Below are 26,460 nucleotides of genomic sequence, written 5' to 3' on the forward strand. Positions count from 1 at the left end.
GCAAGGGTCGGCAACTGTCCGACGTGTAAGCAGGGTCAAAGGTCCTGTTCACACAATGTGACCGACCGACCCCGCGGCCGACCTCACCAGACCGGAGGCTTCCCCGGCGGCCGCTCCGTTGCACCTGGTTGCTGCTCCGGCGGCGGCCACGACTGGACCGCGCTCGGTGCCGGTGGGGCTCCGTCACGCTGCAGCCACTCGCGGGCCCGAGGCCTCAGCAGCAACACCACCGTCGTGATGCAGGCCGCCACGTGGACGAACGAGTAGGGCAGCGCCAGCACCTCCACGCACGACGCGACGCCGACACTGCCGAGGAGCAGCACCCAGCCGCCGCGGTGCCCGCGCGAGGTCAGGACCGCGAACAGGGCCGCCAGGATGCACCACGCGATCACGACGGCGCTCACCGCCACGACCACGCCGATCACCTGGCTGTCGGAGAGCGAGGTGTTGCGGACGGTGGGGTTGTCGCGGGCCAGCTCGAGCACCCGACCCCGGTCCGCGGCGACGGCCACGAGGACGACGAAGTAGACCCCACCGGTCAGCGCACTGAAGATCCAGGTGAGCACGCACGCGATCCGGACCTCACGCGGCAGCCTCGAGGCTCGCGGCCTCGCCGGCACCCGGTACGCCGATGGCCCGGCCAGGTCCTGCGACGTCCGGGCAGGGGCCTGGGGCCACGCCGAGGACGAAGGGCGGGGAGGGGCCGCGGGCCGCATCGGCGACAGGAGGGCAGGGCGGTCTGCCACGCGCTTCGCGGGAGCACGACCTGCGAACCAGTCCCTGGCCTCGGGGGTCCACAGCATCACCGCGGCGCCACCGATGAGCAGCCCGACGAACCCGCCGGCCACGGGTGCCGTGACCACGACCGGCACGGCCGCCAGGGTCAGGACGATCCGCGCGGTCGCGTGGCGCTGGAGGACGAAGATGCCGAGGATGCCCGTCACCACGGCAGCGACTCCGCTGACGAACAGGGCGCCACGAGTCAGGCTGAGCGCGTCGCCGAGGCTGATGCCCAGGCCGCTCGGCCAGCCGACGAGCGCCCTGGTGAGCCGATCGCGCGTGTCGATCGAGTGCAGCTGCGTCATGGCGTCGAACACGCTCACCACGAGCACCGCCGAGGACACCGCGGCCAGCCATCCACCGATGGTGACCTGGCGGGGCCGGGGGCCCGGCGGGTCGGAGCTCATGCGGCCATTCAACCAACGCCGCCCAGGAAAGGCTGCGGCGCCCGCCGCCCCGGTCAGCCGCGCAGACGCAGCGCGAGGCCCTCGCCCTCGGTGTCCACGACCACGTGCTGACCGTCGAGCACCTGGCCCGCGATCAGCATCCGCGCCAGCGGGTCGCCGATCGAGGTCTGCACCAGGCGGCGCAGCGGCCGGGCGCCGTACGCCGGGTCGTAGCCGTGCTCGGTGAGCCACGCGCGCGCGGAGTCGGTGACCTCGACGGTGATCCGGCGTGCTGCCAGCCGCTGGTCGAACGCCTTCAGCTGGAGGTCGACGATGTGCGCGAGCTCGTCCATCCCGAGCGCGTCGAAGACGACGATCTCGTCGAGGCGGTTGAGGAACTCCGGCTTGAAGGCCTGCCGGACCACCGTCATCACCGACTCGCGGCGCGCCTCGCGGTCCAGCGTCGGGTCGACCAGGAACTGCGAGCCGAGGTTGCTGGTCAGGATCAGGACGGCGTTGCGGAAGTCCACCGTGCGGCCCTGTCCGTCGGTCAGCCGGCCGTCGTCGAGCACCTGCAGCAGGATGTCGAACACCTCGGGATGCGCCTTCTCGACCTCGTCGAGCAGCACCACCGAGTAGGGCCGCCGGCGGATCGCCTCGGTGAGCTGGCCACCCTCCTCGTAGCCCACGTAGCCCGGCGGCGCACCGACCAGGCGGGCCACCGAGTGCTTCTCGGAGTACTCGCTCATGTCGACGCGCACGATCGCGCGCTCGTCGTCGAACAGGAAGTCCGCGAGCGACTTCGCCAGCTCGGTCTTGCCGACGCCGGTCGGCCCGAGGAAGAGGAAGCTGCCGGTCGGGCGGTTCGGGTCGGAGATGCCGGCACGCGAGCGGCGTACCGCATCGGCGACTGCCGTGACCGCGACCTGCTGGCCGACGAGTCGCTCACCGATGATGTCCTCCATCCGGAGCAGCTTCGCGGTCTCGCCCTCGAGCAGCCGCCCGGTCGGGATCCCGGTCCAGGCCTCGACGACCTCGGCGATCTCCTCTGGGCCGACCTCCTCGCGGACCATCGGGTCCTCGATCGCCTCCACCGCGTCGGCGGTCTCGATCTGCTTCTCCAGCGCCGGGATGCGCCCGTAGAGGATCTCCGACGCCTGGGCCAGGTCGCCCTCGCGCTGGAGCCGCTCGGCGTCCACGCGCAGGGCATCGATCTGCTTGCGGATCTCCCCGGAACCCTCGAGCGCCGCCTTCTCCCGCTCCCAGCGGGTCTCCAGCGAGCGCAGCTCCTCCTGCCTGTCGGCGAGGTCGGTGCGCAGCTTGTCCAGCCGGTCGCGCGACGCGTCGTCGGTCTCGCGCTCGAGAGCCAGCTCCTCCATCTTCATCCGGTCGACGGCCCGGCGGAGCTGGTCGATCTCGACCGGTGAGGACTCGATCTCCATCCGCAGCCGGGACGCCGACTCGTCGACGAGGTCGATCGCCTTGTCCGGCAGCTGACGACCGGGGATGTAGCGGTCGGAGAGCATCGCGGCGGCCACCAGCGCGGCGTCGGTGATCTTCACCCCGTGGTGCGCCTCGTACTTCTCCTGCAGGCCGCGCAGGATCGCGATCGTGTCCTCGACGCTCGGCTCGCCGACGAAGACCTGCTGGAAGCGTCGCTCCAGCGCTGGGTCCTTCTCGATCCGCTCGCGGTACTCGTCCAGCGTGGTGGCGCCGATCAGGCGCAGCTCACCACGGGCGAGCATCGGCTTGAGCATGTTGCCGGCATCCATCGCGGAGTCGCCGCCGGCTCCGGCGCCGACGACGGTGTGCAGCTCGTCGATGAAGGTGATCACCTGTCCCTCGGCGGACTTGATCTCCTCGAGCACGGCCTTGAGCCGCTCCTCGAACTCACCGCGGTACTTCGCGCCGGCGACCATCGCCGCGAGGTCCAGGCTCAGGACACGACGGCCCTTGAGCGAGTCCGGCACGTCGCCGGCGACCACGCGCTGGGCCAGGCCCTCGACGACAGCGGTCTTGCCCACGCCCGGCTCGCCGATGAGCACCGGGTTGTTCTTGGTACGCCGGGACAGCACCTGGATCACTCGTCGGATCTCCGCGTCGCGACCGATGACCGGGTCGAGCTTGCCCTCCTCGGCGCGGGCGGTCAGGTCGACGGCGTACTTCTCGAGCGCCTCGTAGGACGCCTCGGCCTCCTGGCTGGTCACCCGGCGGTTGCCGCGGACGGTCGCGACCGCCTCCCGCAGGGCGTCAGCAGTGACGCCGGCGTCGAGCAGCGCCGTCTGCACCGGGCTCTCGACGATCGCCAGCGCCGTGAGCAGGTTCTCCGTCGCGACGTAGTCGTCCTTCATCTCCGCGGCCAGCTCGATCGCCTTCGCGAGCACCCGCGTCAGTGCCGGAGACGTCCCCGGCGTCTGCACCGTCGCGCCGGTCGCCTTCGGCAGCTTCCACACGAGCTCGTCGAGCTGGTGGCTCAGCTTGTCGACGTCGGCGCCCACCTTCGTCAGCAATGACGGCGCAAGGCCGCCCTCCTGGCGGAGCAGCGCGATCGCGAGATGCGCCGGCTCGACCTGGCTGTTGCCGGCGGCCACGGCCGCGGTGTGGGCAGCGTTGATCACCTCGACGCTGCGCGAGGTGAACTTCGATCCGTCCATGCAGGCACTCCCCCTTGGCTCTCGTGCTGATCGTGACGGATCCGGGCGCATCCGTCACTGGTTCAACGCGGGCAAAGTTGAGTCCATTCCACTCAACCTCGAGGATTCTCGGGCGGACGTCGGCGGTGGACGACCCGCTCTCGCACCCGGACATGCGAATGTCGCCGAAGTGGCCGATCGGGCGCCCATCGGCCACACGAGCGACATTCGCATGTCGGTGTGCGCAGCAGCCGAGCCGCAGCAGCCCGGGCGCTCCCTGGCGCCGCCCGTCAGGCCGGGGTCGAGGCGAGGTCGGCGGCCTCGTGGACCACCGAGGCCTCGGCCTGGGCGGCGCGCGCCGGCCGCGGGATCGCCAGGCTGAAGCCGAGGGCGACCACGGCGGCTCCGGCGGAGACCAGGAGCGCCACGGTGAACCCGTGCGACGACGGCAGCACCGCGGAGCCGAGGTGGACGACCTCGTGGGCGAGCACCACGCTGACCACGGCCGACGACAGCGAGGTGCCCATCGAGCGCATGAGGGCGTTCAGCCCGTTCGCCGCGGCGGTCTCGGTGATCGGCACGGCGCCCATGATCAGCGCCGGCATGGCGGCGTACGCGATGCCGATCCCGGCACCGATGAACACCGTGGCGAGGGTGATCTCCCACGGGTGCTCGCGCAGGAACAGGGCCGAGACGTAGCCGAGGCCGATCACCACGATGCCTGTGGCGAGGCTCGTGCGCGGTCCGCGCGCAGCCGAGACGCGGGCGCCGACACCGGAGAAGAGGTACATCACCAGGCCGCTCGGCGCCAGCAGCAGGCCGGCCTGGATCATCGTGCGACCCATGCCGTAGCCGGTCTCCTCGGGCGCCATCAGCAGCTGGGTCGGGATCAGCGACATCCCGTACATCGCGAATCCCACCGCTACGGAGGAGATGTTCGTGAACAGCACCTGCGGCCGAGCCGAGACGCGCAGGTCCACCAGCGGTGCGGAGGTGCGCAGCTCCCAGAAGCCCCAGACCAGAAAGACCACCAGCGAACCAGCGACCAGTCCCACGGTCAGGTTGTCGCCCCAGCCCCAGTCGCCGCCCTTGGTGATCGCGACCAGCAGCATCAGCAGCGCTGCGGCCAGACCGACCGCGCCGAGTACGTCGAAGCGCGCCGGTGTCCTGACCGGCGACTCGGGGACGAGCAGGGCGACCGCCACGACCCCGAGGACGGCCAGCGCGCCGGCCACCCAGAACAGAGCGTGCCAGCTGCCCTTCTCCGCGATCACCGCGGCAACCGGAAGGCCGATCGCGCCACCGACGCCGAGGGTTGCACTCACCTGCGCGACCGCGGAGCCGACCCGCTCGGGGGGCAGCTCGTCGCGCATGATGCTGATGCCCAGCGCGATCGCGCCCATCGAGAAGCCCTGCAGCGCGCGCCCGGCCACGACGACCTCGAGGGACCCGGACAGCGCGCACATCAGTGAGCCGACGGCCAGCGCGCTCAGGCTGACGAGCAGCGTCAGCCGCTTGCCGAACATGTCGCCCAGGCGCCCGATGATCGGCATCATCACGGCGGCGGCGAGCAGGGTCGCGGTGATCGCCCACGACGCGTTCGACGGCGACGTGTGCAGGAGTCGCGGCAGCTCGGGCACGAGCGGGATGATCAATGTCTGCGTGAGAGCCGCCACGATCCCGCAGTAGCAGGCAACCGCGATCACCACCGCCGGTCGCGGGTGCGGCTCCCTCGCGGTGGTCGTCGGGCTCTCCGTGGTCGAGCTCGGTCGAGACCCCATCCGCGATCCTTCGAAGTGAAGGCGGCCCGGTGGCCGCGTCGATGTGCATCGTACACATTTCGCTGTGTACGATGCACACCGACCGACGAGAGGTGCGCCACGTTGACGGATCCACAGATCGCCGCACTCGAGGTCGAGCTGTCCCTGCTGGCACGCCACCACCTGCATGCGAGCCAGAGCAGCCCCGAGCGGCTGCTGGACCGCTCCGGCTACGCGCTGCTGAGCCGCCTCGAGCTGGGTGCGATGAACCTCAAGCAGCTCTCCGAGGCGTTCCGGCTCGACCCGTCCACCGTGAACCGGCAGGTCAACGCACTCCTGCGGGCCGGGCTCGCCGAGCGCATCCCCGACCCTTCCGGGGCGGTCGCCCGCGTGCTCCGGCCGACGGCAGCCGGGCTGCACCTGCTTCGCGGCGACCGTGAGGTCCTCCAGGCACAGGTCGGTCGCGTCGTCGAGGGCTGGAGTGCCGAGGAGGTCGCCGAGCTGCACCGGATGCTGGAGAAGCTGAACACCTCGATCGAGGCACTCGAGGGCCGCCCCTGGCCGCGGGCCGCCGCAGGCGCACGGGCCTGAGACAGACCAGGCGCCCGGACCGGACCGGTCCGGGCGCCCGTGCGGCGGCGCGGGCCCGGGCCACGCGGCGTACGGCGGCCCGGGCCATGCCCTCAGGCGGAGATCGCCTTGCTCTCCTGGTCCGACGAACCCACCTGGATCGCGATCTTGCGCGGCTTCGCCTGCTCGGCGACCGGCACCTTCAGGCGCAGGACGCCGTCGTCGTAGACCGCCTCGATGTGGTCGAGGTCGAGGTTGTCGCCGAGGACCAGCTGGCGGCTGAACAGCCCGCGTGGCCGCTCGGTCGCGAGCATCTCCCAGTCGCCGTTGCCGGCCACCCGCTCGGCCCTGACGGTCAGCACGTTGCGCTCGACGTCGAGGTCGATGGTCTCCTGGGCGACGCCGGGAAGGTCGAACTCGAGGACGAACACGTCACCCTCGCGCCACGCGTCCATCGGCATGACGGCCGGCCGGTTGATGGTGCCGTCGGCACCCAGCAGCTGCTGGGCAAGCCGGTCGAACTCACGGAACGGATCTGCTGTGCGCAGCAACATGGTGGTCTTCCTTTCGATGTCGTGAGGTCGCAGGATCTGACACTGCGATTACACTTTCTATATAACGCTGGCAGCAGCGAAGGTCAAGAGCGAACTGATCGAGGAGGCGCCGTGCGCAGCCGCCGTCACGCCCTGTACGCGATCTCGGTCGCCGCCGAGCTCTCGGGCACCGCGATCGCGAACCTCCGCGTCTACGAACGCCGCGGGCTGGTCTCCCCCGAGCGGACCGACGGCGGCACCCGGCGCTACAGCGAGGAGGACATCGACCGGCTGGTCCGGATCCGCGAGCTGCTCGACGACGGCCTCAACCTCGCCGGCGTCGACCGGGTGCTCACGCTCGAGGACGAGGTGGTCCGGCTGCGCCGGCGCTGAGCACGCACGGCAACCCCTCCGCTCCGCCGTTCGTCCTGATTGCCCGCGGGCGAGCGACGTGGTCTGGTGAGCCCATGCGGAAGAGGGCTCGAGCCGACCTGCTGGCCGCCGCGGCCCGGGACCTGCGCCGGGCGGTGCTGGAGGCAGAGGCGGTGACGCCCACAGCCGCACGGCGAGCGGCGTACGACGGGAGCGCTCCGGACGCCGCTCTCGCCGCCTACCTCGACACCGTGCGTGAGAAGGCGTACCGGATCACCGACGCCCACGTCGACGGGCTGCGCGCGGACGGGCTCGCCGACGACGCGATCTTCGAGCTCACCGTCGCGGCCGCGCTCGGCGCTGCCGACCGGCGGCTCGCCGCCGGGTTGGCGCTGCTCGGCCGGGAAGCTGCGCCCTGATGAGGCTGCCCGAATATGCGCGCGGACGGACGCTGAGCCAGCGGGCGTTCATCGCCCTGACGCGCCGCGCCGGCGCGGAGATCGACGACGTGGCCAAGGCGTCGATGCGGCGCCCCGCCTTCTTCGGCAAGCCGTTCCTGGCGCTGGTGCAGCTGGCCCTGCGCGGCCGATCGGCGTGGTCGGTCGGCGACCGTGAGCTCTTCGCCGCCGTCGTGTCGAGGGCGAACTCGTGCTCGTTCTGCGTCGGCACGCACGCTGCCATCGCCGGGCGCGCTCTCGGCACTGCGGTCGACGACGACTGGCGTGACGGCCGGTTCGGCCCGCGGGCGACCGCTGCAGCGCGGTTCGTCGAGGCACTCACCGTCTCGCCCGACGGGGTCGGCGACCACGACGTCGCCGCGGCACGCGCGGCGGGCGTCGACGACGATGCGCTCCTCGAGGCGGTCTACGTCGCCTTCGCCTTCAACACCGTCAACCGGATCGCCGACGCTCTCGACTTCACGCACCCCTCTGACCGGGCGCGGTTGCGGGGCGCCCGCGTGCTGCGCGTGAACGGCTACCGGATCCCCGGACCGCTGCTGCGCTGACACCGGGTGCCCCTAGTCCTGGGGCAGCCCCTGCTCCGGCAGGTCACGGACCTCGTCGGCGTCGACCAGGCAGGTGCGGCAGAAGTCCACGCCGAACGGGGTGAGGTGGATCGACCTGCGCACCACCTTGGGGAAGCGCACCGAGTGCATCGCCTCGAGGACGTCCGGCTGTGCCTCGACGACCTGGTACTCCAGCGGGTCCTCGAGCTGCTCGCGGGAGAACCAGATCAGCCCGAGGCGGAACAGGTTGTTCAGGTACGCCGGCACCTCGTCGAGGTAGCGTGCGCCGGCGCGCGGACCGATCATCGTCAGCCCGCCGGCGATCAGCGACGAGCTGAGCATGCCGACGGGCCCGCCGGTGCGCACGTCGACCGAGGGCTGCGGGCCCCCGCGCAGGAGGAGCAGCAGGATGCGGGCCTCGTCGGGCGCCAGCTCCTCGAGGATCCGCCCGTACGCCGGGTGCGCCTCGTCGTCGCTCCAGACGTCCCGCGAGCGGCGGAGCAGGTCCTCGCCGCGCTCACGCAGCGTCTTCTCGCCGTCGTGCTCGTGGTCCTCGCTGGACGCGATCACCGACGACAGCGAGAGCGTGGCCTGGAGCAGCGCCCGGGGCAGCGGCGTACCGCTGGAGACGGCCGACGCGACATCGGAGATCGCCCGCGATGCCTCGGCCACGTCCTCCGCGACTCCCCTGACCAGCTCTCCGGCGGCCGCCGGGTCCGTCATGGCCCGGGCGAGGTTGCGGGCCGAGCGAACGCCCGAGCCGAGTGCCCACGAGGCCGAGCGCAGCGCCGCCGTGCCCGCGATCCGCGCAACGCCGGGGAGCGCCTCGGCGGCGCCGTCCCAGACTGCCGGCGTGCGGTCGGGCCTGATCCGGTACTCGCTCACGAACCCCCCACTCCGAAGATGCCGAGGTGGATCAGCCCACCCGCGAACCCCATGATCGCGCCGTGGGCGTAGAGCATCCACTCGTCCTCCCTGATCGCCGAGCGCATCATCTCGACGAAGTCGCGCGGCGGCAGCTCCTTGGTGCGCGCAGCGACCAGGGTGCGGATCTTGTCGGCCTGCCGCTTGCTGAACGCCGGGTCGCGGAAGGGGGTGATCGTCCGGTCGACGGCCTCGGTCGCGACGGCGTCGCGGATGTTGTCGAACCGCTTCGTGCCGACGGCGATCCGGACGGCGCCGCGGACCGGTCCCGCCGCCTGGTCGATCGCCGGCCGCATCGCCGTGGCGAGCATCTGCCGGGTCCGGTCGCCACGCGGCCCGTCGAGGAGGAAGTCACCGATCCGCTCCAGCGTGATGACGTCGTCGGCGATGATCTGGGCGTAGACCTCCGCCGCCTCGTCCTGGCGACGCAGGAACAGCCCGTGCACCTTGATGCCGAGGATCCGTCGGGGTTCGGGCGGCTCGAAGATCAGCCACATGCCGAGCGCGTTCGTGGTCCAGCCGACGAGCACCCCGAGCACCGGCAGCAGCCACCACAGCCCGAACCAGTGGTCGACCATCGCCACGGGGATGCCGAGCACGAAGCCGAAGATGAACCCGAAGGCCACCATCAGGTTCAGCTCCTTCTGGCCGAAGTCACGGAAGATCCGCACGACCAGGGCCGGGTTGCTCTGGAAGTGGTTGATCACCATGACCTTCGGGTCGAGCAGCTGGTCGATGTGCACCCCGATCTGGTCGGTGATGCTGCGTACGACGGTCGGCAGCTGGGCCTGCACCCGCGCGATCACGGCCTGGCGTGCCGGCCGCGGAAGGTCGCGCCAGAGGCTCGGGTGCTCGCGAGCCATGATGTCCTCGATCATCTTCGGCATGTCCGGCTGGAACACGCTGACGATGTGCTCGGCGATCTGGTCGGGCTCGAGCTGCTGGTAGAACTCCGCAGGAGTGCCGAGCTTCGCGATGGCCTTGTCGACGGCGATGCTGCCCATCTTGGCGGCCCGGGCCGGGACGATCCCCTGCCACCCGATGCCGCCCTGCAGGAAGCCCGGCACCTCCTGGAGCTTGCGCGGCAGGACTCGCGAGAGCTGCCGGAGACCGGGCACGGTCACGCCGTGGAACCGCACCGGGTTGAACAACATGATCAGGCCGGTCCAGTTGATCAGCCAGCCGACGACGCCGGTGAAGACCGGGATCGTGGCGATGTGGATCCAGCCGTGCTTGTCGACGTCGGTGAAGAACCAGTCGATCTCCAGTGCCACCGCCGCTGCCCCACATCCTGTCGCGCGCACCCTGTCGGGTCGTCGCTGACACTAACGGCTGGGCGCACCGAGGGTCACTGGGCGGCGGTCTGGTGGGCGGCGCCGCAGATCAGCCGAACGGATGGATGCTTCCGCGCGGTCGCAGCACCGGGAGGTTCGGGCGGCGCTCGGCGAGCGCCGAGGCCGCCGCGTCGAGGGCGGCGCGCAGCTCACGCACCTGCGCGCCCAGCTCGGAGTTGCGCGCGCGCAGGGCGGCGACCTGGTTCTCCAGTTCGAGGATGCGACGCACTCCCTCGAGCCCGATCCCGGCAGCGGTCAGCTCGGCCACGAAGCGCAGCAGCTCGATGTCGTCGAGCGAGTAGCGCCGGCCGCCACCACCGGTGCGGCCCGGCGAGACCAGGCCGGCGCGGTCGTACTGCCGGAGCGTCTGCGGGTGCAGGCCGGTCAGCTCGGCCGCCACGCTGATCACGTAGACCGGCGTCGCCGGTCCCGGGTTGCCCAGGCTGCTGCGCGGGGTGTGGCGAGGCATCAGGTGCTCCTCTCGAACAGCGCGGCCCGCGGGTCGCGTCCCGCGGTCGCCTCCCGGTACGCCGTGACGGCCGCGCGTGCTGCGTCGTCGAGCTGCGCCGGGACCTCCACCTCGACGGTGACCAGGAGGTCACCGCGACTGCCGTCCTTGCGGGACGCACCGCGGCCGCGCACCCGGAAGACCCGGCCGTTCGGAGTGCCGGCCGGGATCCGCAGGGTGACGGGCGCACCGCCGAGGGTCGGCACCTTGATCTCGGCGCCGAGCGCCGCCTCGTCGAAGGTCACCGGGACCGTCAGCGTCAGGTGGTCGCCCTTGCGGCCGAACACCGAGTGCCTGCGGACGTGCACGGTGACGAAGAGGTCGCCCGCCGGGCCGCCGTTGTCGCCGGGCGCACCCTTGCCCTTGAGCCGGATCCGCTGGCCGTCCTTCACCCCGGCCGGGATGCGCACCTGAAGGGTGCGGCTCGACCGGCCGCGGCCCGAGCCGTGGCACGTCGGGCAGGCCTCGTCGTAGATCAGCTGGCGGCCGTGGCAGGTGGGACAGGTCTCGTTCATCGAGAAGGCGCCACCGACGGAGCTGACCACCATGCCGGCGCCGTCGCAGGTGGGGCAGACGTGCGGCGTCGTGCCCGGCTTGCCGCCGGTGCCGTGGCACGTCTCGCAGGTGGAGTCCGAGGCGAGCCGGAGCCCGACGGTCGTGCCGTCGACGGCATCGGTGAACTCGATGGTCGCCTCGGTCTCCAGGTCGGCGCCCCGTGCTGCCCGTCGCGCTCCCGGGCGGCCCGCTCCGGTGCCGCCGCCTCCGAAGAGGCCGCCGAACAGGTCGGAGATGTCGAAGCCGGCCGTCGAGCCGCCGAAGCCGCCGGTGCTGAACCCGCTGCCGCCCGCGGGGAACCCACCGGCGAACATCGAGCGCATCTGGTCGTACTCCTTGCGCTTCTCCGCGTCGCCGACGACGTCGTAGGCCTCGGCGATCTGCTTGAAGCGCTCCTCGGCCGCCTTGTCGCCCGGCTTGGAGTCGGGGTGGTTGGCCCGCGCCAGCTTGCGGTAGGCCTTCTTGATGGTCGCCGCATCGGCGTCCTTGTCGACACCCAGGACCTGGTAGAAGTCCTTGTTCGCCCAGTCAGCGTTGTTGGCCACGGGTCACCCCCTTCCTCTCTGATCGAGCCGGTCGTCCTCAGTCCCCCGCCGGCGGCGCGTCGGCGTCGTCCCGGGGGGCATCGAGCGGCTCCGGGTCGACGACCAGGACCTGTGCGGCCCGCACCACCCGGTCGCCGATGCGGTAGCCGGACTTCGCGATGTGCTTGCAGGTCACCACGTCGACGTCCGGGTCGGTGCCGACGTGGGACAGCGCCTCGTGGTGCGTCGGGTCGAACGGGTCGCCGGGCTTTGCCGTACTTGGTCAGGCCCAGCCCGGTGACGATCCGCTCGAGCTGGTCGGCGACACCCTTGAAGCCGCCCTCCAGCTCGCCGGCGTCGCGGGCGCGGTCGATGCTGTCGAGCACGTCGAGCATCGGGCTCAGCACGGCGAAGACGGCGTTCTCACGGACCAGGTCGCGGTCGCGCTCGACCCGCCGCTTGTAGTTGAGGAACTCCGCCTGCAGCCGCTGGAGGTCACCGGTGCGCTCAGCCAGCTCGCGCCTCGCCCGGGTCAGCTCGTCCTCCTCGGCCTCGGTGCCTTCCGGCCCGTCGGTCGAGGCCGCGTCGCCGGTGGTCGACTCCGTCGAGGCGTCGCTGGACAGTCCGCCCGCTGCGGCCGGCGCGCCGCCCCCAGGGGCAGCAGTCTCCTGCGGCCCCTGGGGCGACTCGACGTCCGGGAACTCCTGGGTCACTTGGCGTCGTCCTCGCCCGGCTCGTCGACGATCTCGGCGTCGACGACGTCGTCGTCGGCCGCCTCCTCGCTCGCCGCGGAACCCGCCGCAGCACTGCCCTCCGCCTCGTTGGCGGCGTACAGCGCGGCACCCATCTTCTGGCTGGACTCCCCGAGCTTCGTGACCGCCGCGGCCAGGGTGTCCTTGTCGACGTCCTGGTCCTCGAGCAGCTTCTTCAGCGCGTCGACGTCGGCGCGGACCTCGGTCTTCACGTCGTCGGGCAGCTTCTCGTCGTTCTCGGAGACGAACTTCTCCGTGCTGTAGACGAGGCTGTCGGCCTGGTTGCGGGTCTCGACGGTCTCGCGACGCCGGGCGTCCTCCTCGGCGTACTTCTCGGCGTCCTTGACCATCCGGTCGATGTCGTCCTTCGACAGCGCGCTGCCGCCGGAGATCGTCATCGACTGCTCCTTGCCGGTGCCCTGGTCCTTCGCGGACACGTGCACGATGCCGTTGGCGTCGATGTCGAAGGTGACCTCGATCTTCGGCACGCCACGGGGTGCCGGCGGGAGGCCGGTCAGCTCGAAGTTGCCCAGCGGCTGGTTCTGCGCCCACATCTGGCGCTCGCCCTGGGCGACCTTGATCTCCACCGACGGCTGGTTGTCGTCGGCGGTGGTGAAGATCTCCGAGCGCTTGGTCGGGATCGTGGTGTTGCGCTCGATGAGGTTCGTCATCACCCCGCCCTTGGTCTCGATGCCGAGGCTGAGCGGCGTGACGTCGAGCAGCAGGACGTCCTTGACCTCGCCCTTGAGGACACCGGCCTGGAGCGCGGCGCCGACGGCGACGACCTCGTCGGGGTTGACGCCCTTGTTCGGCTCCTTGCCACCGAGCAGCTCCTTGACCAGGTCGGTCACGGCCGGCATCCGGGTCGATCCGCCGACCAGCACGACGTGGTCGATGTTGGCCACCGCCACGCCACCGTCCTTGAGCACCTGCTTGAACGGCTCCTTGGTGCGGTCGAGCAGGTCGGCGGTCATCTTCTGGAACTCCGCGCGGGTCAGCTTCTCCTCGAAGTGCAGCGGGCCGGACTCACCGTGGGTGATGTAGGGCAGGTGGATCGTCGTCTCGCTGGAGCTGGACAGCTCGATCTTCGCCTTCTCCGCGGCCTCCTGGAGGCGCTGCAGCGCGATCTTGTCCTTGCTCAGGTCGACGCCGTTGTTGTCCTTGAACTTCTTGACCATCCACTCGACGACCCGCTGGTCCCAGTCGTCACCACCGAGGTGGTTGTCGCCGCTGGTCGCCTTCACCTCGACCACGCCCTCGCCGATCTCGAGCAGGGACACGTCGAACGTGCCGCCACCGAGGTCGAAGACGAGGATGGTCTGGTCGTCACCCTTGTCCAGGCCGTAGGCGAGTGCCGCCGCGGTCGGCTCGTTGACGATCCGGCTCACGTTGAGGCCGGCGATCTCGCCCGCCTCCTTGGTGGCCTGGCGCTGCGCGTCGGAGAAGTACGCCGGCACGGTGATGACCGCGTCGGTGACCGGCTCGCCGAGGTAGGCCTCCGCGTCGCGCTTGAGCTTCTGCAGCACGAACGCGCTGATCTGCTGCGGGGTGAAGTCCTTGTCGTCGATCTTGGTCTTCCAGTCGGTGCCCATGTGGCGCTTCACCGAGCGGATGGTGCGGTCGATGTTCGTGACCGCCTGACGCTTGGCGACCTCGCCGACGAGGACCTCGCCGGACTTCGCGAAGGCGACGACGGACGGCGTCGTACGCGCACCTTCGGCGTTCGCGATGACGGTGGGCTCGCCACCTTCGAGGACGGCCACGACGGAGTTCGTCGTGCCGAGGTCGATGCCGACCGCTCGTGCCATGTTGGGTTACCTCCATCTGGGCCCGGCGGGCGCCGGGCGGTGTTGACTGCGGGTCTCGGGGAGACGGCGTCAGGCCTGTTGCAGCGGGTGTTCCGTGCTCGTGGCCATCCTGCGCGTCGCTACCGAGTCTGGCAAACAAGTTGAGTCGATTCAACTCAACTTCTCGCGTCAGGCACAACTATGGCCCGCGTCCGGCTATTTCCGTTCGCGGCAGGAATCTCCCGGCCCGAGGATTCCGGGGCGCGCCGGCTGGGTAGCCTCGTCACCGTGTCCGACGAGGTGATCTACGCGCGCAAGCCGGTGTCCCGTCGCGGCTGGGCGATCCCCTTCGCCCTGCTTCTCGCCTTCACCGCCGTCATGGTGGTCAAGGACCTCCCGGACTTCCGCGGCATCACCGTGGTCGCCGCGATCGGGGGGTTCAGCCCGATCCTGCTGATCTGGCTGCTCACCCTCTGGTCGATCAACCGCTACGGCGCCGTGACGCTGACCCGCGAGACGCTCCGGGTCGGTCGCGACCGGGTGCCCGTGGCCCAGATCGAGCCGCAGTGGGTACGGATGCTCGCGCAGCGGGCCGACCCGAGCCTCGCGCAACGGCTCGGCACCTCGGCGACGACGCTGCAGCTGCCGGGCGAGCGTCAGGTCGACCGCGGTCGTGGGCGGCTGCTCGGCGGCGCCTACGGCACCACGCTGGGCGACGACCTGGTCACCCTCGAGCTCCGCGACGACGGGCTCGGCAACCGTCGTGTCAGCGTGCCCACGAGGGACCGCCGAGGCCTGCTGCTCGGTCTCCTCACCGCCCTCGACGCAACCGCCTGACCGGGTCGCGCGGCCTCACTCCGTGTTCGCGTCGGGTCTCGGCGCGACTTCCAGGAGCTCGCTGACCCCCTCGGCGACCCGCGCGGGTCGGTAGTCCACGAGGCCGTCCAGCCGCGACACCACGAGCAGCTCGACCAGGGCGACCTCGAGCGCGGTCGCGACGGGCTCCCAGCTCGTCACGTGCGTGTCCGCGGTGGCGCCACCGGTCGGGTTGCCCAGCGACCTGCCGTGCGCCGCCGGACTGGTCGTCACCAGCGCCGGACCGTCGCCTGGCTGCGCACCAGGGGAGAGCACCAGGCGCTCACCCGCGGCCCGCCCGCCCTCGAAGTGCCACACCCAGGTCTGCTCGCCCACGACCACCCGCAGGTAGCGCAGCGCTCCTCGCAGCAGCGAGGGCCGCGACGGGTCGGTCTGCAGCTCGACGCTTCCGGCGGTCCCTCGCAGCGACAGCGGCCTCCGGTAGCCGCCCGAAGGATCGGCGTCGCCGCTCAGGTCGAGGTCGACGAGCACGTCGTCACCGGCACGCAGTGAGCGGTGCACCCGGGTGGCGACGACCTCCAGCCGAGTCCCGTGGAGCGTGAGCGTCGCGAGCGCGAGCTCGACCCCGGGATCGGCCGCGAAGTAGCGCGCCCAGGCGTCCGGGTGCAGCAGCTCCTGCACCTCGATCCCCCCGGGCCCTCCGAGCGGCTCGAGCCAGTCAGCTCCGCCGGTCATCGATAGCCGGGCTCGTGGCCACCGGGCGCCTTGGCGGCGGCAAGCTCGTCGGCCTGCTTGTCGTGCGCCTGCTGCGAGATCGTGCTCGCGCGCTCCCGGATGCCCTGCGCGGCCCGGCCCGCTGCGCCCTTGAACCCGCTGATCGCACCCCGCACCTCGGTGGCGTTGTCACAGTCCCAGGTCGACCCCTGGGCGGCGGTGTTCGCCGCATCGCACGACGTCTCGATGTCCTGCGCGAGCGCGCGGAGCAGCCGGGCCTTCTCGAAGAGCTCCTCGGATGTCGCCACCTGATCTCCTAGAACCAGTTGCCGGGGTTGATCGGGGACTTCTTGATCGCGTCGACGCCGTCGCCGATCGTGTCGCCGACGGCGTCCGCGGCGTCGCCGATCTTGTCACCGGTCCAGTCGGCGGCGTCGCCGACGGCGTCCGTGACGTCGTCCCAGTGCTCGACGAGCCGCGCACCGCCGTACACGACGCCGGTGACCGCCACCGCACCCCAGGTGACAGGGTTGGGGGCCACCATCGCCGCGGTCAGCGAGGCGTTGAAGCCGACCTCGGCGATGTCGCCGATCACCTTGGCCTTGCCCTGGGTGCCGCCCTCGGACCAGTTCCTGGCGAGCTCGCCGGAGGAGATCGAGTTGTAGAGCCCGATGCCGCTGTCGACGGTGGCGAACGCACTGCCGGCGACACCGAGGACGCGCAGCCCGCCGGCCACCTTCATGCTCGTCAGCACGCCGTCGGCGCCGGCCACCCGCAGCAGGTTGGTGGCGTTGCGGCCGACCACCACCGTCTCGGCGACACCGGCCTCGTTGAGCACCGTCGTCGTCCACGGCCGGCCGAAGACGTTGCCGGTGATGTTCGCGATCCGCCCGGCGCCGTCGGACTTGGCGATCGTGACCAGCCGGTCCATGTTGTCGCGGATGAACGGGGTGTTCAGGATCCGGGCGCCGACCGATGCCTCACCGCGCACGTTGGTCGCCGTGCGGGCCGCCGCCAGGGCGTCGTCGAACGTCTGGGACTTCAGGATGTACTTCACTGCCTGGGCCTTCAGCCACGGCAGTGCGGTGCCCGGGGCGTACAGGGTGCGCTTGCCGGAGAGGTACATGCTGTCGACCGCGGAGATGCCGCGGCGCAGCCAGTCGGCCTGCTGCAGCATGCCGCGGGCTCGCAGCGCGTCGACCCCGAGGTCGCCCCAGCGGCTGGTCACCTTGAACAGCAGGCTGTAGGCCTGGGTCTTGCCCAGGGCCGTCACGGCCACGCCGGTCATCCCGGCGGTCTTGAGGAGGTCCTGGTACTCGTCGAAGGCGTGGATGCCCTTCTCGATGAGCTCGCCCTTGTCGTTGAGCAGCGGCAGGTGCGCGAGCGCGCGCGCCTCGACCTTCTCGATCCAGTCCGAGAAGTTCTGGGCTCCGTCCCAGTCGAGGATGCCGTGCTCGCCCTTGCGCTTGGCGATCTGGGCGGCCTCGAGCGTGTAGAGCTGCTCGTCGACGGCCATCGAGCCCCCGGCCATCTGCCGGAGCTCCTCGGGAGAGACGGTGAACGCCTTGAAGTGGGTGTCGCCGTGCTCGAGGCGCTCGACGAGTCCGACCCGCGCGCGCAGGTCGACGGCGGTCTCGGACGCCCACGTGGGAGCCGCGCGCAGCTGCGCGACCTCGCCGCCCACGTCGAGCCCGTCGGCGGCGCTGAGCAGGCCGGGCAGGTCCGCCGCGAGCCTGGTCAGAGCGTCGGCGGTGGCGGTGAGGACGTGCTTGTCCACGAAGACCGCTTTGGTCACCCGGCATCACCGCCGGTCCGGCCGATCAGCTCGGCGGCCTCGGTGAGCTCCGCCTTCGACGGCAGCAGCTCGGCGAACGCCTTCCAGAGGTCGCCACCGCTGGTCGGCACGAAGGTCGCCTCGCCGTCCGGAGTGATGTGCTCGGGGAGCAGCGGCTCCGCGGGCGTCGTACGCACCCAGAAGCCGCCGGACCCGCAGTCCCAGACCGCCAGTCCGCGGGAGTGCCGCGTCTCGGGTCCCCAGGCGCACGTGACCCGCCAGGTGCCGGCGAGGGTCGCGAGCACCCCGATCCACATCTCGCGCTGCTCGGGTGACAGCGATCCGAAGAGGTCGTCGAGCTTGGCGATCGCGACCGTGCGCACGTCGTCCCACTCGCCGCCGGCCTCGGCCGAGAAGGCGGCGAGGAGCGAGGCCACGGTGCCGAGCCGTGCGGTCACCGGCCGGGCCGCATGCGGCGGGGTGCTGCGCCGGAAGCCGACCAGCCGGGCCACGATCCAGAGCAGCTGGGGCAGCTCGTCCTTGACGAATACGACCTCGTCGCCGTCAGCCGCACCGGGCCAGGGGTCGGTGTACCAGAGGTCCTCGTCGCCGCGGACCACGACGTGGCTGACCGTCGGCCCCTGCTGGCTCATCGTCTCGATCCAGAGCTCCAGGAGCGGCCGGCTCATCGCCTCGGCCAGGTCGGCCACCAGCGGGTGGACCGTGCCGTCACCGGCGATCAGGCCGGCGTCGATCAGCGGCATGGTCGCCTCGGGGAGATCGGCGATCTCTCCGTTGGAGACCAGCCGGAGCACCTCGAGCTGTTGCTCGCTGATGCTGATCCGGCGGCGCAGCGTGTCCAGCGTGGGCATGGTGCTCCTGATCGGCGTCGTTCGCGGATGGGCTGGGCGGACTCAGGACGGAGAAGGACCAGACACCGGCGGCGCCTGGTCCTTCCGAGTCCCCGGTCCGCTCAGATGGAGGCGGACTCGCCCGTCGCGGCAGCGATGTTGTTGTGCTGCGTGCGGACGTCGTCGCGTCCCTCGCTGAGCGCGGTGTGCAGCTTGTCGAAGTGCGGCTTGAACTCCTCCCACGCGGACCGGAACTTGTCCGCGTTGGCGCCCTTCCAGACGGCCTGGTTCACGTGGCCGTCGAGCGCGGTCTTGAAGTCCAGTGCCTTCTGAGCGTGGTCGTCGAGGCCCTTGTGCAGGTTGCGCAGGGTCTCGAGATCGCCACCAACTTCAGCCATGGTGATTTCCTCTCCGAGTTTGGTTTCCTGATCGGCCCCGGCACCCTGGGCGGGTACTTCGTCTCGAGCCAGTGCAAGCGTTCTACCCCCCTGGTTCTGCCACGAAACACACCGGCGCAAGGATCTCGGAAAAGACTTCCGGGCATGCTCCTGCGCGCGGCCGTCAGTCGGGCCAGATGACCTGGACCCGCTCCGGCGGGAGGCCCGCGCGCATCAGGTAGCCGCCTCCCGGGGGGAGTGACTGGCCGAGCAGCGATCGCGCCATGGAGACGCCGAACATGTCCGGGTCGGTGGAGCCCTGCGGCGAGAGCATCAGGCCGGAGCCGGACCGCTTGAGGGCGACGACCGGTCCCCGGTAGAGGCCCCCCATCTCGGCGGGGGTGCCGGCGGCAGCGAGCACCGAGCCCGTGTCGCGCATCCGGTCGACGAGCTCGGCGAGCAGGGTCGCCAGCCAGCCGTCGGCACCGACCAGCTCGACATCGTCGACCAGCGCGAGGACGGGCGCGTCGTCGGCGAGCAGCCGGTCGACCAGCGCCTTCACCTCGGTCTCGTCACTGGTCGCGTCGAGCGGCCCGTGGACACCCGCGCGGCCGGCCAGGTCGCGCAGCGGGCTGATCCGCGGCGTCACCAAGAGCACCTGCCATCCGGTGCCGAGTGCGTACGTCGCCATCGTGCGGAGGACGGTCGACCTCCCCGAGCGGCGGGACCCGGTCACGAGCAGCGCCGGTCCGTGCTCGAGGGCATCCAGGGTGCGCACGGCCAGGTTGTCGCCGCCCACCGCGAGAGCCAGAGAGGTCGGTCCCAGGGGCGCGTCGAGGAGCTCGGAGGCCTGGTCGATCCCGATCCGGACCGGCAGCACGTCCAGCCGGAACGGCCGGAGATCGCGCGGGACGTCCGGGTGCTCGGCCGACGCGGCCCGGCCGATCGCCTGCAGCGCGGCGACCTGGGCGGTCCCCGCGGGGTCCTCCGCCAGCAGCACGACCTGGGTCTCGCGCAGGCCGTCGGCCCGGAAGCCGCGGCCCTCGGGCATCGAGGTCGGCACCTGCTTGGAGGTCATCCCGATCGTGCCGAAGTCCGAGGGATCCACCATCCGCAGCATCAGCTTGTCGTCGAAGAGGGTGGACATCCGCCCGATGGTCAGTGTGCGGTCGCCGGTCATCACGACCTTGATGCCGACCGCCGCCCCCTCCTGCATGATCTGCTGCCAGCCGGTGACCAGGCGGCCACCGTCGAGGCCGTCGTACACCTGGAAGAAGCCCTCCCAGCGGTCGAAGAGCACCACCAGGTAGGGCAGCCGGTCGGCGGGCGCGACGTGCGCGCGCTGCTCGGTGACGTCGGCGAAGCCGCCGATGGCCAGCTGCTGCTGGCGCTCGGAGATGGTCTGGCGCAACCGGGCGACCAGGCGGTCCATCCGGTCGGTCTGGTCACGGGTCACCACGGCCCCGACGTGCGGCAGGCCGACCAGGGGAAGCAGCGCGTTGTTGCCGCAGTCGACGCCGTACAGGTGGACGTCGGCCGGGCTGGTGAACCGGCCGATCGCGCCCGCGATCGCGCGCAGCACGGTCGACCGCCCTGCGCGCGGGGCGGAGACAATACCGAGGTGACCGCCACGAGCGACGTCGAAGGTGGCGACGTCGCGGCGCTGCTCGGACGGTACGTCGACCAGGCCGAACGGGATCACCGGGTTCTCCGCGCTCGGGACGGCTGCCGGGAAGTCGCCGACGAGCTCGTCGAGGGTGATCCGGCCGGCCATCGCGGGCAGCCACGGGCTCGGCGGCGCGACGATCCCCGACTCGCTGCTCGCCTGCCGGGCGGCGGCGACCACCGCCGCGAGGTCGGTCGGCACCGAGATGTCCTCCTCGGCCTCGGCGACGGTCGCCTGGGGCGTCCCGAGCGCCTCGAACTGCACCGGACGGAGGTTGATCTCGGCGGCCGCGTCCGCGCCGCGCGGCCTGCCGCCGACGCGTGAGGACTGGAACGTGACCAGGCTCGAGTGCCCGAGCCGGGCATAGCCGCGGCCGGGTGTCGACTTCGCGATCTGGGCCGCGTCCGGCGACTCGATGACGTCCTGGGAGTCGCCGGCGTCGGTGACCCGGAGGGCGATCCGCAGGTTGGTGTTGGACTTGATCTCGGCGCTCACCACGCCGGCGGGCCGCTGCGTGGCCAGGATCAGGTGCACGCCGAGCGACCGGCCACGGCGGGCGATGTCGACCAGCCCCGTCACGAAGTCGGGCAGCTCGGCCACCAGCGCCGCGAACTCGTCGATCACGATCAGCAGGCGCGGCATCGGCGGGTCGTCGGGTGACTTCGCCGCCAGGTAGTCCTCGATGTCCTTCGCGTCGGCCCCGGCGAGCTGGTGCTCGCGACGGTGCAGCTCGGCGCCGAGGCTCTCGAGGGCCCGGGTGGTCAGGTGGCCGTCGAGGTCGGTGACCATGCCGACGGTGTGCGGCAGGTTGTTGCAGTCCTTGAACGCCGCGCCGCCCTTGTAGTCGACCAGCACGAAGTTCATCTCGTCGGGCCGGTTGTCGATCGCGAGCGACGCGATCACGGTCTGCAGCAGCTCGGACTTGCCGGAGCCGGTGGTGCCGGCGACCAGGCCGTGCGGGCCGTCGCGGCGCAGGTCGACGGCGAACGGGCCGTCGGCACCCTCGCCGATCACCGCCTCCGTCGTACGCCCCACCGACCGCCACCGCGCGAGCACGCTGTCGGCGGTCGGAGGGTCGAGGTCGATCACGTCGAGCAGCCGTGACGACGTCGGCACCGAGCCGCCGGCCGCGACGTCGCTCACGTCGCGGACCGGCGCGAGCGCGCGTGCGACCATCTCCGACCAGGCGGTGCCGACCACGTCGGGCCGGACGCCCTCGACGACCGGCTCACCGGTGACCCGCACGGCGTAGTCGCCCTGCACGGCGTTGAGCACCGCCCGGCACTCCTCCGGGAGGAGCCGGTCGTCGGCGTCGAGGCAGAGGAAGTACATCCGCACCCGCGGTCCAGACTGCAGGAGCTCGGGTACGCCGGGCAGCAGCCGCAGTCGTCTGGCACCGTCGAGCACCACCAGCACCGGCGCCATCGGGCCGGCACCGGCTCCGCCCATCGACGCGGCGTCGTCCGCGGCGGCCCGCCGCTGCTGCATCATCGCGTGCAGCTCGGCGATCCGACGCGCGGTGGACTCCTCGTCGACGCCGACGTGGGCGAGCTCGGAGTCGCCGAGGTCGGAGCGCACGTGCGGCAGCCAGCGCACCCAGTTCCAGTCGGGCGCGGACCCCGCGTCGGTCAGCAGCACCATGTCGACGTCGGCCGGGGTGTGCAGCACGGCGGTCTGGCCGAGGATCCAGCGCGCGAGGCCACGGCGCTCGTCGGCGGGACCGGAGATGCCCGTGACGCCGACGGCCGCGAGGTCCACGGTGACCGGCACGTCCGGCGCGGTCCACACCAACGCGCCCTGGTGTGACTCCCGCTGCGGGTTGTTGACGTGCACCTCGGAGGGGAGGTCGGCCGTGCCCACGCGTGCGACCAGGAAGTCGGGATCGGTCTGCCGGCGCTCCCACAGCCGGGCGCGAGGACCGACCGCGGTCATCAGGACCTCGGCGGGGTCGGCGAAGTCGCGCCGCCGGAAGGTCCGCTCCTCGGTGAGGCCCTCGAGCGCCTCCTGCTGGATGCGGCTGGTGCGCTCGGCGAACTCGGCGAACTCGCGCGTGTAGCGCTGCTTGGCCTGGCGGCGGCCGGTCGTGAAGTTGCCCAGGGCCATGATCGGGGTCATCCCCATGAAGATCAGCGACAGGGCGTTCTTGGTGAACATCCACATCACGCCGCCCATGAGCAGCGGCACGAACATCATCAGCAGCGGGACCGGCGTCTTCTCCGGCCGGCGCGGCTCCTGCGGCAGGGAGAACTGGGTGCGGCGCACGGGCGGCAGCAGGCGCGGCGGCCGGTTGAAGTCCAGGGTCGCCCCCGACGGGTTCTTCGACAGCGAGGCGTCGGGCGGGCTGACCGGCTGCACGGCCAGCAGCGTGTGGCCCACCGCCAGGCTCGTCCCCGGCGTCCACTCGGTGTGCCCGGACAGCGCGTTGCGCTCGAGGTGGACGAGCGGGATGTCGGCCGCCGGATCCACGGTGATGGTGCCGTCCGGCAGCGACTCGCCGGGCCGCGGCTTCCGGACGAGCTGCCGCTTCTCGGTGCCGAGCACGATCGGACCCTCCAGCCGCCGGCTCCGCACCGGTGCGGACCGCGCCCTGCCGACGACCTCGGCGGCCGGATCGAGCCACACGCTGCCGTCGACGTGGACCGTGAGGGTGATCGCGTGCTCGGGGAGCTCCGCGTCGGCGATGCGTACGTCGCACAGCGGACCCGCGCCGATGGTGTACTCACCGGCGTCGAGACGGATCACGGTCCCGGCGCCCGGGCCGCTCACGTAGCGCACCTCGGCCAGGCCACGGGGCTCCGCGAGCGAGCCGGGCGCCGGTGCGCCGACACCCAGGACGACGCCGTGGCGGACCTCGCTGGAGGCCAGTGGCTGGGTGGCGTCGAGCGGCCGGTCGCCGACGTACAGCGCGGGCGCCGGACCGGAGCGCCTGGCGTCGCTGCCGACCACCCGCAGCTCGGGTGGGCCCGAGGACACCGGTTGGCGCGCGGCCCCGGGGAACGCGTCGGCCAGCACGCCCGCGAGGTCGCCGACCCGGGCGTCGTCCTCCGCGTCGACCGCGAGGTCGACGGGGCTGCCGCCGACGACGGCAGTGATCAGCAGGCGCACGGACGCGGCTCTCGCTCCACGGTCGCTACGAGCTGCTCTCGGCGGCGTGTGCCGGCGCCACCGTCGCCACCAGCGCCTCGGTCTCGCCCTCGTAGCGGTGGCCGGGCAACGCGCGCCGCATCTCGCTCACGACGTCGCCGACCACGACGGGGTTGCCGGCGTGGAGCCTGATCAGGTCGCGCCAGAGCATCTCGGCAGCGGGGACCATGCTCAGGCCGTGGCGCAGCGCTGCGTCTGCAGCCCCGCGGTCTCCCGCCGCGGCGAGCTGCGCCGACGCGCGAGCGGTCATGCTGGCCACCAGGGCGCGGGTGTCGCGAGCCGCGCGGTGGAAGCCCAGCCAGGTGTAGCGGCCCGCCGGCGTGCCGCCGAAGACCTCACCTCGCGCGAGGGCGAGCCCGCGGGCGAACGCGGCGGCCTGACCGGGACCCTGGACCAGCGCGGCGCCCTGGAGATCCGCCCAGTCGACGTAGACGTCGCCGCCGAGCTGCCACAGGCCGTCGTCGCTGCGCGAGAGCCGTGGGCTGCCAGTGGCGTCGGTGCCCAGCCAGGCCTGCGCCTCGGCGATCGTGCGGTCGACGACGTCGCGGCTCACGCCACGAGGCCACAGGCCGGACTCGAGGACTGCCTCGTGCAGCCCGGAGGGGTGGAGCGCGGCCATCGTGACCAGCTCGGTGAGGAGCGAACGGCGCTCGTCGGCGACCGGGCCGGGTGCGGTGACGGTGAGCGGCCCGAGCACCGAGACGACGACCGCGGCGTCACGGCCGGCGGCCGGTGCCGGGCCGACCTTCTCGGCGGTGAGGCTCGCCGGTGCCGCCTCGCGGACCACGAGGGCGCGCTCGAGCGCTTCGGCGGATGCCTGCTCGAGCAGCGCGCGGACCTGGGCATGACCGTCGAGCGTGTAGCGCCGGGCGTCGCCGCTGATCCCGAGGACGCCGAGGTCGATCTGCCCCGAGCGGTCGACGGCGAAGCGCCAGCGGGCACCGGGAGCATCGCCGACGCACACCGCGGCGAACGCCGTCCGGCCACCGGCCGAGATGGCGCGGATCCGCTGGGTCTGCTCGGCGGTCGGGGCCGCAGAGGTCACCAGGACCCGCGGGGTGAGTTCGGGGTGCCGGGCGGTGCCACGGCCGGAGAGCACACCGCTCACGCCCAGGCGGGCGAGCAGGTCCGAGGCCCGGCCGACCTGCTGCTCGACCCGGCCCAGGGCCTCGTCGAGGTCGGCGACCGACCGGACCCGGTCGGGGGCGATCTGGGAGATGTCGTCGCCGAAGCCGACCATGGTGACCTCGACGTTGTCCGACCACGGGTGCGTCGCCAGGTCGACGACCGACGACATCACTACCTCGCGACCGACGGCCGGGTCACCGCCGATCGCGATCAGGCCGGAGGCGTACTCGAGGTCGATCAGGACGTCGAAGCCGTGCGAGGAGGCGATGTTGACCAGCGCCGGGTAGGGCGACGGCGCCGTCGAGGCCAGACCGGCGAGCTCCTCTGCCCGCACCGTCCAGGACTTGCCGTCGAATGCCGCACGCCACGGCAGCGCGGGGGCCGTCACGTCGCCGACGACGTGGGCGATCACCTGCTCGTCGTCGAGGTAGACGACCGACAGGTCCGGCATCGGCTGTGCCTGCGCGACCCGGCCTTCGGCGAGGACGCGCAGCGCGCGGTCGAGGAACGACGCCCGGCCCGCGTTGGCCGCGAGCCGCAGCGCTCCCTCGTCGTCGCCGGGTGTGCCGAACGGGCCGCGCTTCGCGGTGAGCGCGGTGACCACTCCGGCGAGCACGAGACCGCCGCCGAGGAGGAGGTCGCCGAGCGCTCCGGACCTGCCGGCGTCCTGCTCGCCCAGGTGCTGGGCGGTGTCTGCGGACGCGGCGTGCGTGCCGGCGGCGCGCGCGCCGGCCCGGTCTCCGCCGGGCACCGACCCGGGGGTCGTGGCCAGGACACGTACGTCGGGTCCGTGGGCGTCGGCGGGCAGGATCAGCTGCCAGCCGGGCCGGATCAGGTCGGCATCGGTGAGCCTCGAGCCGTCGGGCTGGACGCGCTCCTTGTTGAGCTCGTAGATCTCCCTGTAGCGCAGCGGGTCGCCCAGGGTGCGCTCGGAGATGCCCCAGAGCGTGTCGTGGTGGCGGCCCTCCGGGACCTTGACCGTCGTCAGCTTCAGCTGGCGGTGGGCAGCGTGCCCGGTGCGCCCCGCGTGATCGGCGTCAGCGTCGTGGTGCACGGCAGCCGGCTGCGCAGAACGCTGGGACGCGCCGTCGTCGACGCGGACGGTGCTCGCCGCGGGCGCCGGCTGGTCGGCGTACGCCTGGGAGATGCCGCTCGCCAGGGCGGCGCCGCCGGCCAGCAGCAGGACGCCGGCGACCAGCTGGCGTGCGAGCACCTGCGAGCCGCCGCCGAGAACCACCCGGTCGGGCATCCGGCCGGCCCGGACGGCCCGCCACTCGGTGAGGAAGCAGACGAGGAAGTGGACCCAGACGATCCAGACCAGCACCGCGAGCACGTCGATGACCAGCTCGGCGGTGACCTCGGCGGTGAGCCAGTCGCGCGACGGGCTGGTCGTGGGCAGCGGGTTGCCGACCAGCATCACGAGGGCGACCGGTACGCCGACCAGCAGGACGAGCGCGCCGAGGAGGGCCGCAACACCCTTCGCCACGCGGTGCTGGGTCGCGGCGCCACGGCTGGGCAGCTTCACGACGGTCGGTCGAGGCGGTGTCTTGGTGGTGGGCATGGTGT

22 protein-coding genes and 1 pseudogene are annotated in these 26,460 nt (G+C 72.0%); 5 read left to right on the forward strand and 18 right to left on the reverse strand.

Features of this window, described 5'->3' with window-relative positions; genetic code table 11:
* Nucleotides 1-83 precede the first annotated feature (83 nt).
* From ACVW00_RS19205 to ACVW00_RS19215, 3 genes are all read right to left on the reverse strand, one after another.
* Nucleotides 84-1,187 (reverse strand): hypothetical protein, encoded by a 1,104-nt coding sequence (locus tag ACVW00_RS19205; protein WP_457112497.1) that lies wholly within the window; start codon nt 1,185-1,187, stop codon nt 84-86.
* 53 nt (nt 1,188-1,240) lie between these two features.
* Complete coding sequence (gene clpB / locus ACVW00_RS19210; RefSeq protein WP_457112498.1) at nt 1,241-3,820, reverse strand: ATP-dependent chaperone ClpB; 2,580 nt, start codon at nt 3,818-3,820, stop codon at nt 1,241-1,243.
* Between the two features lie 269 nt (nt 3,821-4,089).
* Nucleotides 4,090-5,580, reverse strand: a complete 1,491-nt coding sequence (locus tag ACVW00_RS19215) for an MFS transporter (protein ID WP_457112499.1) — start codon at nt 5,578-5,580, stop codon at nt 4,090-4,092.
* 102 nt (nt 5,581-5,682) lie between these two features.
* Here ACVW00_RS19215 and ACVW00_RS19220 point away from each other — a divergent pair, with 102 nt between their 5' ends.
* Nucleotides 5,683-6,150, forward strand: a complete 468-nt coding sequence (locus ACVW00_RS19220) for a MarR family winged helix-turn-helix transcriptional regulator (RefSeq protein ID WP_457112500.1) — start codon at nt 5,683-5,685, stop codon at nt 6,148-6,150.
* Between the two features lie 92 nt (nt 6,151-6,242).
* Here the strand turns inward: ACVW00_RS19220 and ACVW00_RS19225 are convergent, their stop codons facing one another.
* Nucleotides 6,243-6,683, reverse strand: a complete 441-nt coding sequence (locus ACVW00_RS19225) for an Hsp20/alpha crystallin family protein (protein WP_457112501.1) — start codon at nt 6,681-6,683, stop codon at nt 6,243-6,245.
* 111 nt (nt 6,684-6,794) lie between these two features.
* On the opposite strand from ACVW00_RS19225, the gene ACVW00_RS19230 reads away from it, so the two are divergent.
* The 3 genes from ACVW00_RS19230 to ACVW00_RS19240 all read left to right on the forward strand — a co-directional run bounded on the left by ACVW00_RS19230 (nt 6,795) and on the right by ACVW00_RS19240 (nt 8,040).
* Complete coding sequence (locus ACVW00_RS19230; RefSeq protein WP_457112502.1) at nt 6,795-7,055, forward strand: MerR family transcriptional regulator; 261 nt, start codon at nt 6,795-6,797, stop codon at nt 7,053-7,055.
* 74 nt (nt 7,056-7,129) lie between these two features.
* Nucleotides 7,130-7,453 (forward strand): hypothetical protein, encoded by a 324-nt coding sequence (locus ACVW00_RS19235; RefSeq protein WP_457112503.1) that lies wholly within the window; start codon nt 7,130-7,132, stop codon nt 7,451-7,453.
* The gene (locus tag ACVW00_RS19240) at nt 7,453-8,040 is read left to right on the forward strand and encodes a carboxymuconolactone decarboxylase family protein (RefSeq protein WP_457112504.1); all 588 of its coding nucleotides are present in this window, start codon (nt 7,453-7,455) and stop codon (nt 8,038-8,040) included. The genes ACVW00_RS19235 and ACVW00_RS19240 overlap by 1 nt, the downstream gene beginning before the upstream one ends.
* 12 nt (nt 8,041-8,052) lie before the next feature.
* Here ACVW00_RS19240 and ACVW00_RS19245 read toward each other — a convergent pair whose 3' ends face one another.
* The 7 genes and pseudogenes from ACVW00_RS19245 to dnaK form a co-directional block, all read right to left on the reverse strand.
* Nucleotides 8,053-8,925, reverse strand: coding sequence for an Abi-alpha family protein (locus ACVW00_RS19245; RefSeq protein WP_457112505.1), 873 nt, complete (start codon nt 8,923-8,925; stop codon nt 8,053-8,055).
* A complete protein-coding gene (locus tag ACVW00_RS19250) occupies nt 8,922-10,238 on the reverse strand; it encodes a hypothetical protein (protein ID WP_457112506.1) in 1,317 nt (438 codons plus the stop codon). Before ACVW00_RS19250 ends, ACVW00_RS19245 begins: the two co-directional genes overlap by 4 nt.
* Before the next feature lie 109 nt (nt 10,239-10,347).
* Nucleotides 10,348-10,767, reverse strand: coding sequence for a heat shock protein transcriptional repressor HspR (locus ACVW00_RS19255; RefSeq protein WP_457112507.1), 420 nt, complete (start codon nt 10,765-10,767; stop codon nt 10,348-10,350).
* Nucleotides 10,767-11,906 (reverse strand): molecular chaperone DnaJ, encoded by a 1,140-nt coding sequence (gene dnaJ / locus ACVW00_RS19260; protein ID WP_457112508.1) that lies wholly within the window; start codon nt 11,904-11,906, stop codon nt 10,767-10,769. Before dnaJ ends, ACVW00_RS19255 begins: the two co-directional genes overlap by 1 nt.
* A 37-nt stretch (nt 11,907-11,943) precedes the next feature.
* Complete coding sequence (locus ACVW00_RS19265) at nt 11,944-12,117, reverse strand: hypothetical protein (protein ID WP_457113143.1); 174 nt, start codon at nt 12,115-12,117, stop codon at nt 11,944-11,946.
* Between the two features lie 106 nt (nt 12,118-12,223).
* Nucleotides 12,224-12,598: pseudogene (grpE, locus tag ACVW00_RS19270) on the reverse strand (nucleotide exchange factor GrpE); the annotation flags it as partial.
* Nucleotides 12,595-14,445 (reverse strand): molecular chaperone DnaK, encoded by a 1,851-nt coding sequence (gene dnaK / locus ACVW00_RS19275; RefSeq protein ID WP_457112509.1) that lies wholly within the window; start codon nt 14,443-14,445, stop codon nt 12,595-12,597. The pseudogene grpE and the gene dnaK, both read right to left, overlap by 4 nt.
* A gap of 267 nt (nt 14,446-14,712) precedes the next feature.
* Here dnaK and ACVW00_RS19280 point away from each other — a divergent pair, with 267 nt between their 5' ends.
* On the forward strand, nt 14,713-15,261 hold the full coding sequence (locus tag ACVW00_RS19280; protein ID WP_457112510.1) for a hypothetical protein: 549 nt from the start codon (nt 14,713-14,715) through the stop codon (nt 15,259-15,261).
* A gap of 15 nt (nt 15,262-15,276) precedes the next feature.
* On the opposite strand, the gene ACVW00_RS19285 is transcribed toward ACVW00_RS19280, so the two are convergent.
* The 7 genes from ACVW00_RS19285 to ACVW00_RS19315 all read right to left on the reverse strand — a co-directional run bounded on the left by ACVW00_RS19285 (nt 15,277) and on the right by ACVW00_RS19315 (nt 26,455).
* The gene (locus ACVW00_RS19285) at nt 15,277-15,975 is read right to left on the reverse strand and encodes a hypothetical protein (RefSeq protein ID WP_457112511.1); all 699 of its coding nucleotides are present in this window, start codon (nt 15,973-15,975) and stop codon (nt 15,277-15,279) included.
* Nucleotides 15,972-16,262, reverse strand: a complete 291-nt coding sequence (locus ACVW00_RS19290) for a hypothetical protein (RefSeq protein WP_457112512.1) — start codon at nt 16,260-16,262, stop codon at nt 15,972-15,974. Before ACVW00_RS19290 ends, ACVW00_RS19285 begins: the two co-directional genes overlap by 4 nt.
* A gap of 8 nt (nt 16,263-16,270) precedes the next feature.
* Nucleotides 16,271-17,749 (reverse strand): hypothetical protein, encoded by a 1,479-nt coding sequence (locus ACVW00_RS19295; RefSeq protein ID WP_457112513.1) that lies wholly within the window; start codon nt 17,747-17,749, stop codon nt 16,271-16,273.
* Nucleotides 17,746-18,600 (reverse strand): hypothetical protein, encoded by an 855-nt coding sequence (locus ACVW00_RS19300; RefSeq protein WP_457112514.1) that lies wholly within the window; start codon nt 18,598-18,600, stop codon nt 17,746-17,748. The genes ACVW00_RS19295 and ACVW00_RS19300 overlap by 4 nt, the downstream gene beginning before the upstream one ends.
* A 101-nt stretch (nt 18,601-18,701) precedes the next feature.
* Entirely contained in the window at nt 18,702-18,977 is a 276-nt protein-coding gene (locus tag ACVW00_RS19305; RefSeq protein ID WP_457112515.1) for a WXG100 family type VII secretion target, read from the reverse strand.
* A 163-nt stretch (nt 18,978-19,140) separates the two neighbouring features.
* Complete coding sequence (locus tag ACVW00_RS19310; RefSeq protein WP_457112516.1) at nt 19,141-23,727, reverse strand: FtsK/SpoIIIE domain-containing protein; 4,587 nt, start codon at nt 23,725-23,727, stop codon at nt 19,141-19,143.
* Between the two features lie 25 nt (nt 23,728-23,752).
* Entirely contained in the window at nt 23,753-26,455 is a 2,703-nt protein-coding gene (locus ACVW00_RS19315; protein WP_457112517.1) for a LysM peptidoglycan-binding domain-containing protein, read from the reverse strand.
* Between the last annotated feature and the right edge of the window lie 5 nt (nt 26,456-26,460).

The sequence above is a fragment of the Marmoricola sp. URHA0025 HA25 genome (assembly GCF_054059435.1).

What these genes read in the sequence shown, in the direction of transcription:
- ACVW00_RS19205 (WP_457112497.1), bottom strand. Translation starts at nt 1,187, where the DNA reads ATGAGCTCCGACCCGCCGGGCCCCCGGCCCCGCCAGGTCACCATCGGT.
- clpB (WP_457112498.1), bottom strand. Translation starts at nt 3,820, where the DNA reads ATGGACGGATCGAAGTTCACCTCGCGCAGCGTCGAGGTGATCAACGCT.
- ACVW00_RS19215 (WP_457112499.1), bottom strand. Translation starts at nt 5,580, where the DNA reads ATGGGGTCTCGACCGAGCTCGACCACGGAGAGCCCGACGACCACCGCG.
- ACVW00_RS19225 (WP_457112501.1), bottom strand. Translation starts at nt 6,683, where the DNA reads ATGTTGCTGCGCACAGCAGATCCGTTCCGTGAGTTCGACCGGCTTGCC.
- ACVW00_RS19235 (WP_457112503.1), top strand. Translation starts at nt 7,130, where the DNA reads ATGCGGAAGAGGGCTCGAGCCGACCTGCTGGCCGCCGCGGCCCGGGAC.
- ACVW00_RS19240 (WP_457112504.1), top strand. Translation starts at nt 7,453, where the DNA reads ATGAGGCTGCCCGAATATGCGCGCGGACGGACGCTGAGCCAGCGGGCG.
- ACVW00_RS19255 (WP_457112507.1), bottom strand. Translation starts at nt 10,767, where the DNA reads ATGCCTCGCCACACCCCGCGCAGCAGCCTGGGCAACCCGGGACCGGCG.
- dnaK (WP_457112509.1), bottom strand. Translation starts at nt 14,445, where the DNA reads ATGGCACGAGCGGTCGGCATCGACCTCGGCACGACGAACTCCGTCGTG.
- ACVW00_RS19285 (WP_457112511.1), bottom strand. Translation starts at nt 15,975, where the DNA reads ATGACCGGCGGAGCTGACTGGCTCGAGCCGCTCGGAGGGCCCGGGGGG.
- ACVW00_RS19300 (WP_457112514.1), bottom strand. Translation starts at nt 18,600, where the DNA reads ATGCCCACGCTGGACACGCTGCGCCGCCGGATCAGCATCAGCGAGCAA.
- ACVW00_RS19305 (WP_457112515.1), bottom strand. Translation starts at nt 18,977, where the DNA reads ATGGCTGAAGTTGGTGGCGATCTCGAGACCCTGCGCAACCTGCACAAG.
- ACVW00_RS19315 (WP_457112517.1), bottom strand. Translation starts at nt 26,455, where the DNA reads ATGCCCACCACCAAGACACCGCCTCGACCGACCGTCGTGAAGCTGCCC.